The following is a 13159-nucleotide window of genomic DNA, read 5'->3' on the forward strand; positions in this document are numbered from 1 at the left end:
GACGGTGTGAAGCCCGACCCCTTTCATATCGCCACGTCTGCTACAATTTTACAGCTTCTTGCTCGTACCGAAGCATGGATTGAAGTTCACGTGGCAGGTGGAGCTGAGGCGGCTCCCAATCGAGCCATTCCCCGCTCAAATAGCCTTGATACCGATTTTGTATTAAAATCTTTACCGCTGGCCGATGATCGATCTCCCCTTCGCCGAGCGGAAGAAAGACGAGCCGGTCAAGTTCGAGCAAGCCGTCATGGAAGTGAACATGCTTCAGCCAGGGCGAGAGAAGCCGATAGGCTTCCTCCATCGGAGTGCCGCCACCTCTCAGCGTGTGCATGAGATCCCAGACGACGCCGACTGACGGATGGTCTACCGCTTCCATGACGGTTCTCATCTCGGCAGGGTCGGACCAGTCGTCGTGCGTCTCGACCGCAAGCGTCACACCGGCGGCTTCAGCCAGGGGCGCAAGCTCGCGGAGCGCGGCAACGATCTGCAGGCGAGAAGCCTCGCGGCTGCGGCCGGCAGTAATTTCACCGCAGAATACGCGCAGCAGCGGTACGGCAAGTCTTTGCGCAAGCTGGATATAATCCCGCGTCAAAGCGATATTTTCGGCGACGGTATCGGGGTTGGCGTAGCGGCAGGATACGCTCAAGACCTGCAGTACGACGCCGCCGTCCGCAAATGCCTGCTTCACGTCTGCGCAAGCTTCGGCCGTCAGTGAAACCTCGATGCCGTGGCCATGACCGAACCCGCAGCGCGCTTCGAAGCCGTCGTAATTATAATCGCGAGCCATCCGCAGCACCTCGGCCAGACTGGCTTCCGGGCAAGAAAAAGATACGAAGGCATATTTCACTGCGCCGCGCCTCCTTTGCTTGTCGCCCTATCCCCCACGGACAACAATTGAACGGGCTTATCGGACTTGGCGGACAAATAGATCGCATCCATCATTCGTTGCAGCTTTAGCGCTTCCACCAGTCCAGTCATCGGGGGACGTCCTTCTATAATAGCCCGCGTAAAATCGAATAAGGCGCCTTTATCGACCCACGAAGAGTCCTCATTGCCTTCCCATATCGTTCGCGTTTCTACGCCCGTTTCCGGATGGAGAATGGAAGCGACGATTTTTTTCTCTGAAGGCCAAGTCATATGAAGCGTCAGGCTGGCCTTGCTGCCGACGATCTGCCATGATCGCTCCTGCGGCGCTGCCATGAATTCGCCGCGCTCATAAGTGAGGGAGATTCGATCCCTACATTGAATATAAGCGGCACCGTACGTTTCCGTATCCGCATCGGGCGGAAAATAGTCGGCGATCGGCTCCCCGAGTCCCCACATGCGGGCCAACGCCCATTCGGGCTCAAGCTGCCATCCCGTTAGGCCCAGCAAATAATCCAAATCGTAAATCCCCCAGTTAGAGACAATGCCGCCGCCATTCACCTCGCTGTGGACGCGCCAGTATGGCTGCGGCGTCGACGGACGTCCCGGCGAAGGGTCCGTAACGCGGCACCGGATGACGCGAATGTCGCCGAGATGGTCCTCCGCGATCCACGCGGCCGCCGCCTTGGCGTGCGCGAGATGACGGAACCGCGAGGAGCAAAAGGCGACGGTGCGGGGGCCGAAGGCTTGCCGCGCTTTTTCTGCCGCGTCGCTGATGCGCAGAATATCAGCTGAGCTCATGGCGAGGGGCTTTTCCAGCAGCACATGCTTGCCGGCTTCCAGCGCCTGCAGCGCAAGTTCTGTGCGGACATTCGTCGGGACAGCCAGCACGACGGCATCGATCATGCGGTCTGCCAGCAGGGCTGCGGCATCGTCGTACGTGCGGCCGATCCCGAAGTGTTCGGCTGCCTGCCGCGCCGCAGCAGGATAAGCGTCGGCGATGGCAATGACCGCGACCCAGGGCGCCTCAAGCGCCGATTTAATATGAAGTTTCCCGATTACGCCGCACCCGATAATGCCAATTTTTACGATTTCCGTGGTCATGTCGGATCCCTCCCAATTGTTTGCGCGGACATTTTCCGCGAAGCATGATTCCAGAACAAACCACCGATGATGGCGCACATGCCGAGCGCTACGTTCAAGGTCAGCGCCTCCGCGAGCCAGACGGCGGACAGCAGGACACCGACAGCCGGCTGCAAAAAAATAAACGGCATGACGCGATCCATCGGCAGGCGCGCCAGCGCTAACGTGTAGAGCAAATAAGCAAGTCCCGTCGTCGCCGCTCCCAAATAAACGATCGCCGTCCACTGCCCGGGCGTGTCGAATGCATGCAGGCCCATGCTTTTTTCCGTGATCGCAAGCAGCGCCCACAGGAACAAAAGACCGGCGGACATGCCGTGCGTGTTGAGCTGCAGCGGGGGCAGATCGCCGCCGTACCGTTTGGTCAACACGGTATAGGCGGAAAAAGAGAACATGGCGAGCACGGCGAGCACATCGCCCGCCAGGCTCGCGCCCGATCCCGACGCCTGCGGCGCAGCCATGATGGTCACGCCGCCCAAGCACAACAGCGTCGGCCAAAGGCTGCCGCGGGCAGCCTGCCTATCGCCGGTCAGCCGGGCGATCAGCATCGTAGAGACGGGCGCTAGCGACAGGATCAGGACGATGTGACTCGCCAGCGTCGTTCGCGCCGCCGCAAAAAAGAGCCAGATCATAAGGCCGTAGCCGAGAATGCCGGCGATCCAGACCGGGAGCCATCTTTGGAATAGCGAGGTGGCAACCGCGGAGAAGGAGTCGGCGTCATGCAGTCCGCGGACGCCGGCTCGCCGGCGGGCTCCTCGCTTGGCGGGCGGCCCGGCCAGGGCGGCCAGCCGTACGAGCCCCAGAAATACGAGGCCGAGCGCAAGCCGCCATATCGACAGCGTTAGCGGCGAGCCCGCTTCTCCCAAATAGCGGCCTACGGAGGCGGCCGAGCCCCATAACAGCACGACCGCCAGGATGCAGGCATAGCCCCAAGCGTTCGATTTTTTGATTGCAGGTTCACTCCCTCGTCTACGAAATCGGGAAGGCGCTTCCGAACCCAGCATAGCAGACGCCTATCGTTCTTCTTTTTTGCAAAAATAACGCTCTGTTGCGTATTGCGGCCGATTTTCAAAAGCTCGCTATAAATCCGGTATGATCGCAATTGTTTGATATATCGTTCGGCCGTCGCTTCTTCTTATAATTCAGTGGCGCAGGCATTGCCGAGTTGCTTAAAAAGGGGGAGCGCCCATATGTCCATGTACAGCTTCAACACGATACGCCGCGAGCTCGCACGGGACCGGCCGAGCCCGCTTTCGTTTCCGTTCGGCATCCCCGTCCGCGAGGGCAGCCTGCTGCCGTACGTGGAGGCGCGCGCTTACCTCGGTCCGCTGGTCGAGGAGATCCGCGCGCACGCTCAGCTGGCGATCGATACGCCGATTCCGCCGCTTACGTTTTCTCAATTTATAACGTTTGAGCAGACCGGCCTTCGGCAGGCGTACGAGACCCCGTATTTCGAACGAAGAGGCAGGCTCCTGGCGCTCACGCTCGATATGCTGCTGGACGGGGCGAAAGACCGAAGCGTAGAAGCTTTGGAGAATCTGGCGTGGGACATTTGCGGCGAATATACCTGGTGCTTGCCCGCCTGTCTGCCCGCCGGGGTCGAGGCGGCGACGACCGCGCGCATACCGCCCGAATGCCAGGTCGATCTGTTCGCGGCGGAGACGGCGCATGCGCTGGCCGAACTGCTGTACCTGGTCGGCGACCGGCTCCAGCCATGGATCGGCTGCCGTATTCGCAGCGAGATCGAACGCCGCGTGTTCCGTCCGATGTTCCACGATCCGGTTCCCTTCGACTGGGAGTCTCGCCAGGATAACTGGTCGGCCGTATGCGGCGGCGCCGTCGGGATGACGGCATTGCTTCTGGAGCGCGATAAGGAGCGGCTGGCGGGCATGATCGACCGGGTCCTTCGCAGCCTGACCTGTTTTCTGGAGAGTTACGGGGAGGACGGCGGCTGCCCGGAGGGGATCGGCTACTGGTTTTACGGATTCGGCTACTACGCGTACTTCGCCGACATGCTGGCCCTGTACACGGATGGCGGCCTGGATCTGCTGGCAGGCGACAAAGCGAGGGCCATCGCCGCGTTTCCAGCCGCATTCGCTCTATCGGAGAGCCGGGCTCTGAACTACTCCGACGCCGGATTGATCACTTGGCATACCGGCTTGCTGAGTCGGCTGGCGGAACGTCTGGGGACGCCTGTCCCCGAAGTAAAGATGGTGCCGCCACTTAATGCCGACGGCAGCTACCGGTGGGCGCATGTGACGCGCAATTTGCTCTGGACAGACATGGGGTTGTTTGAACGGCCTCTGCCGGATGGGGGCGTCTTTTTCCGGGATATGGAGGTGGCGGTGGACCGGCGTCATTCGGAAGGGGAGATGTTCGCCTTCTCGGCCAAAGGCGGCCATAACGGCGAATCGCACAACCACAACGATCTGGGTCACTTTATCCTGCATGTCGGCGGCGAAAATCTGCTGGCGGATCCTGGCGCCGGATTGTATACGCGCGAGTACTTCGGTCCGGAACGCTACAGTCTGCTGCACAATTCGTCCGAAGGCCATTCCGTGCCTCTCGTGGACGGTCAACCGCAGCTCGCGGGCAAGGCGCACGCTGCCGAGCTGTTATTCTGCGAATGGGAAGAGGATCGGCTTCGGATCGGCTGGGAGCTTGCCAAAGCTTACGACAATTCGAAGCTATCGAGCTTCCGGCGCGAATTCGTCTGGCATTGGCAGACAGGCAACGCAAGCGTTCCAAGCGAGTCGAACGAGACGTACGAGACGAGCGAAGCTTGCGATTCGGACCCATCTGCCGTATTGGAGCTGACCGATCGCTTCGATTGCCGGCAGACGCCTGTCCAGGTCCTACAGCAATTCGTCAGCCTGCATCGGCCGAGGCTGGAGAACGGCCATTTTGTGTGGCGCGGAAAAAAAGGCGAGGTGACGCTGCACTATGACTCCGAAGCTTTCATCGCCGAGGTCCTCGCCGATAAGGTGCAGGATTTCGCGGGACGCGAACAAATCGTATACCGGCTTCGACTCCGGGCGACTTCGGCTTCGCTTCGGATAAATCATGTCTTTCGCTTCGAGTGCAGCGCCGGAACCGGGCAAATATCGAGTTAAAATCGGCCCAAAATAAGAAAGCGGTATCATCGCAATTTTTTGTCGGTTGTGCGAAAACCGCGCTGCGACTACATTGAGACCACAGAAGCAAGAGACGGAAAGGAAGGGTGGGCATGAATAAGCGTTCGTTGTTCAAAAATTATTTGACTCATAAATACTTTTTCGTCATGCTGCTTCCAGTGCTCGTTTATTACGCGATTTTCCATTATGCCCCAATGTACGGCGTGCTGATCGCGTTCCAGGATTATCAGTTTTTGAAAGGCGTATGGGGCAGTCCGTGGGTGGGGCTGGACAATTTCCGGGACCTGTTTGGCGGGCTGTACTTCGGCCAGGTGCTGCGCAATACGCTGCTCATCAATTTCTACAAGCTGATTTTCGGGTTTACGGCGCCTATTTTGCTGGCGGTCCTTATTAATGAAGTTTCGGTCAAATGGTTTAAAAAATCGGTCCAGACGATCAGCTATTTGCCGCATTTTCTGTCCTGGGTCGTGCTGGCCGGCATGGTCATCGAGTTTTTATCTCCGAGCCGCGGACCGATCAACATGCTGCTTACCTGGCTCGGCGCGGACGCCGTTTTCTTCATGAGCGAGCCGGGCTGGTTCCGAAGCATACTCGTCAGCACGGACATTTGGCGGAATATCGGGTTCTCCTCCATTATTTATCTGGCTGCGATCGCCGGCATCAATCCGGAGATGTACGAGGCTTCGGAGGTGGACGGCATCAGCCGGATTCAGAAAATCTGGTACGTGACGATTCCGTCCATCGCGCCGGTCATCGTCATTATGCTCATTTTGAATTCGGGCTCGATCATCAACGATGATTTCGAACAGGTATTCAATCTGCTCAACGCCAAGGTCATGGACGTCGGCGAAGTGTTATCCACCTATACGTACACCGAGGGCTTGCTCAAGATGAACTATAGCTATGCCGCCGCCGTGGGCTTGTTCAAAAACGTGGTTGCGCTCGTGCTCGTCCTGTCGGCTAACTACATCGCCAGCAGATTCTCGGACGACACCATTTTCTAGCCAAGGAGGCATGCGGGAATGAGACATAGACGTACGACGTCAGACACCGTGTTTTTGGTTTTCGTATATGCGTTCCTCGGGGCGTTGTCGCTCGCGTCTTTGCTGCCGCTTATGCAAGCGATTACGATCTCGCTGAGTCCGCCCGAGGTCGTCAACAGCTACGGGTTTCACCTGATTCCGACCCGGTTCGATTTCGCAGGCTTTGAACGGGTCATTCATTACGATACGATCTGGACCGCATACGGCAATACGATCGTCCGCACGCTGCTCGGCACGGCGATCACGCTGGTCATGACGTTTCTCGGCGCTTATCCGCTCTCCAAGCGGACGCTTCCGAACCGCAAGCTTTGGACGGGAATCGTCGTACTGACGATGTTTTTCTCGGGGGGCATGATACCGGCGTATCTGCTGATCAAGAACATCGGCATCATGAACTCGATCTGGGCGCTGGTGTTGCCCGGCGCGGTTAGCGCATTTATGCTGCTGATCGTCCGGAACTTCATCATGGCGCTTCCCGAGAGCCTGGAGGAATCGGCGAAGATCGACGGCGCCAACGATATCGTCATCTTGTTCCGCATCGTGCTGCCGCTGTCTCTGCCGATCATCGCGACGGTCGGGCTCTATGCCGGCGTCGGACACTGGAACGCCTGGTTCGACAGCATGATCTACATTCAGGACGAGCGCAAGCAGGTGCTGCAGATGATTTTACGCAAAATTTTGCTGGAGGGTCAGGATGTGTCCGCAGAATCCGGCTCGGGGGTGCATGCGCAAGCGGTGAACTCCGAGACGGTCAAAATGGCCGCGCTGGTCGTGTCCGTCCTGCCGATTCTGTTCGTGTATCCGTTTCTGCAAAAGTACTTCGTAAAAGGCACGCTGATGGGCTCCGTCAAAGGTTAACGCTTGACCCCAAAGGTCAGGTTAACATACATTCATTTCTATGGAGGGTTGCGGCATGAGACAAACGACCAGAAGGATTGCCGGAATGACGCTGGCGGTCGCGATGAGCGCGGGCTTGCTCGCAGGATGCAGCAAAGGCAATGAAGAACAGACAGGGCAGGGGGCCAGCGCCAGTACGGGCGCCAGTCAAGGCGCATCCTCGGCAAGCACGCAGCCGATCGCGCTCGAATGGCTGGGCTACGATTCTTATGGCCAGCCGGATCCGAACTCGAGCGTCGTAAAGATGGTAGAGAAAAAGTTCAACGCCAAATTTGACTTCTGGTATGTCGATTCGCAAAAATGGGAGGATAACCTGAATGTGCGCCTCGCGTCGGGCGAGATGCCGGACGTGTTGAAGATCACGAACCGGCAGAACCTGCCCAAATACGTGTCGCAAGGCATTATTTCGCCCATTCCGATGGAAACGCTAGAAAAATTCGCGCCGACCTATGTTAAATTTTTGAACGAGAATTATCCCGAGACATGGGATGGCGTCAAGTACCAAGGCAATATCTACGCGATCCCCATGACGAATTTGAACGGATCCTATCCGACGGTCGTCATCTGGCGCAAGGATTGGCTCGACAAGGTGGGGATCACTAAAGTTCCCGAGACGATCGACGAATACGAGCAGGCGTTCGCGAAGTTCCGCAACGACGACCCGGATCAGGATGGCAAGAAGGACACGTACGGCCTGTCGGACTTTGCCCTGCCGAATATTTTGGGCGCATACGGCTATCCGGGCATCAGTGACTTCAAGGGCGCGGCCAAAGGAGACGCCAGCAAATCGATTCAGTTCACGATGAAGGACGACAACGTCGTCATCGCGGCGATTCAGCCAGAAATGAAGGAAGCGCTTGCAACGCTGCAGAAATGGTATAAGGCCGGACTGATTGATCCCGAGTTCGTGACATCCGAGAATACGACGGGCTATTGGGCGGATTCTCAGGCGTTCTATAACAGCAAAATCGGCATTACGGGAATGTCCATGTTCTATCACTGGCGCAACGAGCTCAATCCGGACATCCCGGACGATGCCGGCGGCGGTCAATACAAGGCGTTCAAGGAATCCGTCCCGAGCGGGGAAGCCGTCTTCGGCGTCCCGGCCGTCGGACCGAACGGCGCCGCGGGCACGCCGATGTGGGATACGGCCAGCCACCCGATCGCGATCACGACGCAGGCCATGAAGGACCCGCAAAAGCTCGAGCTGCTGCTGAAGATGATCGAAGCCGCCTGCACCGACTACGAGTACTATCTGACGCTGACCAACGGCCAAAAAGACGTGGATTGGAAGCTGGATGAGGACAAGTTCATCAACCTGACGGCTTCCGATACGCTGGCCGAAGCCAACGTGAAGGGCAAAAACGTGCTGAACGCCAAAGTGTCCTACGATCCGTTCATCAAGAAGCGCGATGCGTTCGACTACCAATTCGCCGACAAATACGCGAAGATCGCTGGCTACAGCGCCGTTTACGTTCCTAACGTAGAAGCGTACGGCAAATACTCCAACACGCTCAATAAGCTGACGGTAGACGCATACTTCAAGATCATTACCGGCGGAGCGGACGTCGATGCGTTCGACAAATACGTGGCCGACTTCCGCGCCAACGGCGGCGACGAGCTGGAAAAAGAAGCGAACGAAGCTTACAAAACGATGGTAGGAAAATAAGCACCCGGCAGTCAACAGGGGGAGGACGGCAGGCACGCTCATGCCGTCCTTCCGCATCGTTAGAGGAGGAGAAGCAGGGGATGAACAGGACGGAACGCAATGATAGCCGGATTTTTCAGCGCCTGCTGATTTTTAATTTAATTGCCGTGCTTGTCATTTCCCTTGTGCCCCTGTTCGTTTTTTTTCAATATTTTCTAAAAACGTACAATGAGGAAGTTCAAAGCCTGAACATGCAGACCGTCCGACAGTTTCAAAACGAAATCGACGAGCAGGTCGTCAAGGTTGCCGTAAACTTTCCGAATCTCTACTTGTCCGAGCTCGACAGCAACGACGCGCTCGTCTATCCGCTGACGCACGATATCAGCCGCGACGCCTCCGCGATCCTGAAGGTCGTGAGGCACATCGGCGATATCAAGAACAACACGCCGTATATCCATTCGATCGACCTGTACTATCCGCAAGGCAATTTGCTGTTCATGGGGGAACGGGTATGCATGCTGAACGAGTCGGCTTGCGACCTGGGCGGCAGAGAGGCGTGGTTCGACTCCTTTCAGCAGTCGGACGTGAACATCGGCTGGATTCCCGCAAGGGCGGCCGGACGCTACGATCCGGGCTTGATTGCAAGCTATGTGCGAAGCATTCCCTTTTTCGGCGCCAAGGAAGCCCGGCAGGGCATCATCGCCGTCAATATCGATCTGGCGGAATTGAACAACCGGCTGTCCGCCCTGAAGCCCCATGCGGAAGGCGCGCTGCTGGTCGTCGACAAAGTCGGCGACGTCATCGCCCATAACTACGGCAGCATGCCGGTGCCCGATTTGCTCGCGCTGCCTTCGATCTCCAAGCTGATGAACGCGGACGGTACGGGGAGGTTCGACGCCAATATCGACGGTCAGGAGAGCGTCGTTTCGTTTTCAGCCTCGCGCTACAATGACTGGCGCTACGTATCGATCGCATCCGTAGACAGCGTATATTTGAAGACGAATCGTCTCAAAGTGTGGATGCTGGCCGTAGGCGGCGCGTTTCTCGCTGCCAACGTACTGATATCCGTCTGGTTAACCATGCGCGCGCACAAGCCGATCTCCAGTCAAATGCAGACGCTGAAGCTAAGTCTTGCCAGGCATATGCCGATCGTTCGCCATAACTACATGGTCGGGCTGCTGTTCGGGTCCGCTCAATCTGCAGGTCGAGGCGGAGACATCGGATCGATTCTGGGGATCGGGCACGAGGGGCGCCGGATAGCAAGCTTCGCGCTGCGCGTGAAACGGCAGCCGAATGCCGATCCGCAAGAGGCGATGGCCGGCGATTTTCACATGATCGAGCAGCTGGAGCAAGCTGGCGGCGTGGCGGACGTCCGTGCGATTCGCGACGAGCAGGCGCAAATTTTAGGTTTTATCAGCTTTCCGGAGTCAATGCCGGACGCAGAAGTCGCAACGCGAATGCGAAGCTGGCTGAACGAAACGAATGAATCTTATTTACTCTGTCTGGGCGGCTGCTATCCTTCCGATGACGTCGCGATCGCACGATCGTTCGCCGAGGCGGACGAGGCGCTCGACTATGCGTTTTTATACCCGCATGCCGAAGTGCTGCGGTATGACGAGCTCCGGCTCGGGGATTTAAAGGAGCCGGTCGGCCAGCCAAGAGCGTTGGAGGAACTGCCGGCTTCGATACGCGCGGGCGATCTCAAGCGAACGCAGCAGCTGCTCGGCGAACTGTTCGCGGATATCCGCGGCGGCGAATTTACGATTCGCTACTGCCGCAATTTGATGCTGGATATCGTGCTCTACGTCGACAAGACGATGCAGCAGCTCGGTTTTTCCGCGGCGGAGATGGCGGGCGGCGATCTGCGGGAGCTGTATCAAGGCGTCGTGGATGCCGACCGGTTCGAGGGCTGGATGACCCGGCTGTCGGAGACGCTTGTAGCCGCAGTCAACGACCGCAAGCAGCATTTCGACCACGAGTTTGCCGAGAAAATCGTATCCTTCGTGAAGGGCAGCATCTCCCACCAGCTGTCGCTCGCTTTTGTGGCCGAGCATGTCGGCGTCAGTCCGACGTATTTGAGCAAGATCTTCAAGTCGATTACAGGCAGCAACTTCAACGAATACGTCACCGAGCTGAGGCTGGAGCGGGCCGAGGCGCTGCTTCGCGACAAAAAACTGTCTGTTCAGGAAATCTCGTACCGCGTCGGCTACCAGTCGACGCATCATTTTATTCGTTTGTTCAAGGAAAAGCACGCGATGACGCCCAAGCAGTATCAAAAGGCGCTGATCGGCGACGATTCCGCTGCGGACGAAGAAGAGCAGCCTTAAAAGTATCAACTAACAGGCGTCAATCAAGGAGGATTCGCATGAGAATTTTAACGGGCACGCTGATGCACGAGACCAATACGTTTAATCCGCAGTCGACCGTGTTGGCGGACTTTCGCCCGCTTCTGGGCGATGCGCTGTTCACGCATGACTTTTGGCGAGGCAACGCCGAGTCGACGGGCGGGATCGTCGAGACGCTGCAGGCCGAAGGCGTGGAGGTGCTGCCATCGGTTCATGCGGTGGCCATGGTGTCGGGCACGGTAACGGATGAAGCTTATGCGGAGATTAGGTCTTCGATTCTCGAAGCCATCCGCGCGGCCGGTCCGCTCGACGGCATTTGCTTCTGCCTGCACGGCTCGATGCGCACCGCATCGATCGCCGATCCGGAGGGCGACCTGATGAGCGCGATCCGCGGCATCGTCGGACCGCGGCTGCCGATCGTCGTCACGCTCGATATGCACGCGAAGGTGACCGACGCGCTGATCCGCAGCGTCAATGCCTTTGCCGTGTTCAGAACCGCGCCGCATACGGACCGTTACGATACGGGCGTCCGCGCGGCCGAGCTTCTGCTGCGCATCATCCGGCGCAAGCTTGACGTCGTGACGGTAGCGGCGAAAATTCCGTTTCTCGTCTGCGGCGAAAATTCGATGACGGATGTCGAGCCGATGCGGGAGCTGATCGCGGCCGTCTACGAGACGTCGCGTCAAAAGCATGTGCTGAACGCGGATTATACGCTAGGCTTCCCGTGGGCGGATACGCCGCATCACGGCGCTTGCGCGCTCATATCCGGCGAGACCGTCCATAGGGATGCGCTCATAGACGATGCGCTGAGCCTGGCAAGCCGCATGTGGGAGAAGCGCGAGCAGTTCGTGTTCTCGGAGCGCGCGTATCCGCTGGATGAGGCGCTGGACGAGGCGCTGCGCGAACGCGAGGGGCTCGCCATCGTGTCGGATACGGGCGACAATCCTACTGCCGGCGCGGCGGGCGATCTGACGATCGTGCTCGAACGGCTGCTCGCACGCGGGATCAGCGGGACGCTGGTCGCGGTGATCGCCGATCCTGCATCTTACGAGGTTTGCCTGGCGGCGGGAGCAGGAGCGGAAGTCGAGCTGGCGCTCGGCAAACGGACCACCGACAGCGACGAACCGTTTCACGCGCGCGCCATCGTGCTGTCGGTCCATGCCGGGCTCGATCGTGCGGGTCACAGCAAGGAGATCAGCGACGCCGCGGTCGTGCGGATCGGCGAGGTGGACGTCATCGTCGCGAAGCGGCGCATCGCCGTCTACGATCCGGCTTATTTGACGCAGCTCGGACTAGACATTTCGCAGTATCGGCTCATCGTCGTCAAGAGCGGCTACTTGAGTCCGCAATACCGCAGTCTCGGCACGAAGACGCTTTTTGCGCTGACGCCCGGGCATTCGAGCATCGTGCTGCGCGCGCTCCGATTTTCAAAGGCGCCGGATCCGCTGTATCCGAGGGAGCTGGACACTGTCTGGCGCGCGGACGAAGAAAGGAAGCGCATGGCTGCGGAAGCGGAGCTTCTGCCTATGAGGGGGATCATTTCGGATCACGCGCACGAGCCGATCTTCGCGATCCCGTTCAGCCCGGCCGGTTATGAGAAATACGGCGCGCACGTGACGCGGCGGAGGCTGTCGCAACTTCGTCATCTGTATGGCGATCCCGTTGCCGTCGATCAAATATTGGCACGAGAGGACCCGGTCGTCTACGAGGTATACGAGATGCCTTATCCGTACCGGGAGACCGACTTGCTCATCAATATCACGGTTCTGTATCCGGGGCGCGTCGGCGGCGAGCCGTACATGACGAAAGGCCACTTCCATGCGGAGCCGGATACGGCCGAGGCCGTTATCGGCCTTGAAGGCGATGGTGAAATGCTACTTCAACGCAGAGATGGCGAACTGCGTAAGGTACCTGTGAGCGAAGGAACGATCAGCTACGCCGGAGGCGGCTGGGCGCATCGCGTCGTTAATACGGGCTCGCGTCCGCTTGTGTTCTTTGCGGTGAGCGGCGCGAATATCGTTCACGACTATGAGACGGCGGAGCGGTTGAATTTCAGTTAAGGCGGCTGGACGGTGCCATACGGTTACC

Annotated in this window: 9 protein-coding genes; 6 read left to right on the plus strand and 3 right to left on the minus strand. The window is 58.4% G+C overall.

Translation table 11 applies throughout. The features are described 5' to 3' along the window. Positions 1 to 40: 40 nt before the first annotated feature. The 3 genes from KB449_RS09170 to KB449_RS09180 are packed head-to-tail and all read right to left on the minus strand — an operon-like array spanning position 41 to position 3008. The gene (locus tag KB449_RS09170; RefSeq protein ID WP_282908081.1) at positions 41 to 847 is read right to left on the minus strand and encodes a sugar phosphate isomerase/epimerase family protein; all 807 of its coding nucleotides are present in this window, start codon (positions 845 to 847) and stop codon (positions 41 to 43) included. After that, entirely contained in the window at positions 844 to 1968 is a 1125-nt protein-coding gene (locus tag KB449_RS09175; protein ID WP_282908082.1) for a Gfo/Idh/MocA family protein, read from the minus strand. The genes KB449_RS09170 and KB449_RS09175 overlap by 4 nt, the downstream gene beginning before the upstream one ends. Further along, on the minus strand, positions 1965 to 3008 hold the full coding sequence (locus KB449_RS09180) for a DMT family transporter (RefSeq protein ID WP_282908083.1): 1044 nt from the start codon (positions 3006 to 3008) through the stop codon (positions 1965 to 1967). The genes KB449_RS09175 and KB449_RS09180 overlap by 4 nt, the downstream gene beginning before the upstream one ends. A gap of 186 nt (positions 3009 to 3194) precedes the next feature. On the opposite strand from KB449_RS09180, the gene KB449_RS09185 reads away from it, so the two are divergent. The 6 genes from KB449_RS09185 to KB449_RS09210 all read left to right on the plus strand — a co-directional run bounded on the left by KB449_RS09185 (position 3195) and on the right by KB449_RS09210 (position 13131). Then, positions 3195 to 5117 carry a heparinase II/III domain-containing protein gene (locus KB449_RS09185; protein ID WP_282908084.1) on the plus strand — a complete coding sequence of 641 codons (1923 nt, stop codon included), beginning with the start codon at positions 3195 to 3197 and terminating at the stop codon, positions 5115 to 5117. 113 nt (positions 5118 to 5230) lie between these two features. Further along, positions 5231 to 6142, plus strand: a complete 912-nt coding sequence (locus tag KB449_RS09190) for an ABC transporter permease (RefSeq protein WP_282908085.1) — start codon at positions 5231 to 5233, stop codon at positions 6140 to 6142. An 18-nt stretch (positions 6143 to 6160) separates the two neighbouring features. After that, complete coding sequence (locus KB449_RS09195) at positions 6161 to 7039, plus strand: carbohydrate ABC transporter permease (protein ID WP_282908086.1); 879 nt, start codon at positions 6161 to 6163, stop codon at positions 7037 to 7039. A 55-nt stretch (positions 7040 to 7094) separates the two neighbouring features. After that, positions 7095 to 8747, plus strand: coding sequence for a type 2 periplasmic-binding domain-containing protein (locus KB449_RS09200; protein ID WP_282908087.1), 1653 nt, complete (start codon positions 7095 to 7097; stop codon positions 8745 to 8747). A gap of 80 nt (positions 8748 to 8827) precedes the next feature. After that, positions 8828 to 11053 (plus strand): AraC family transcriptional regulator, encoded by a 2226-nt coding sequence (locus KB449_RS09205; protein WP_282908088.1) that lies wholly within the window; start codon positions 8828 to 8830, stop codon positions 11051 to 11053. Between the two features lie 38 nt (positions 11054 to 11091). After that, positions 11092 to 13131: a M81 family metallopeptidase gene (locus KB449_RS09210; RefSeq protein ID WP_282908089.1), complete on the plus strand. Its 2040-nt coding sequence runs from the start codon at positions 11092 to 11094 to the stop codon at positions 13129 to 13131. Positions 13132 to 13159 lie beyond the last annotated feature (28 nt).

The organism is Cohnella hashimotonis (assembly GCF_030014955.1).
In the GTDB taxonomy this organism is placed as follows: Bacteria; Bacillota; Bacilli; order Paenibacillales; family Paenibacillaceae; genus Cohnella; species Cohnella hashimotonis.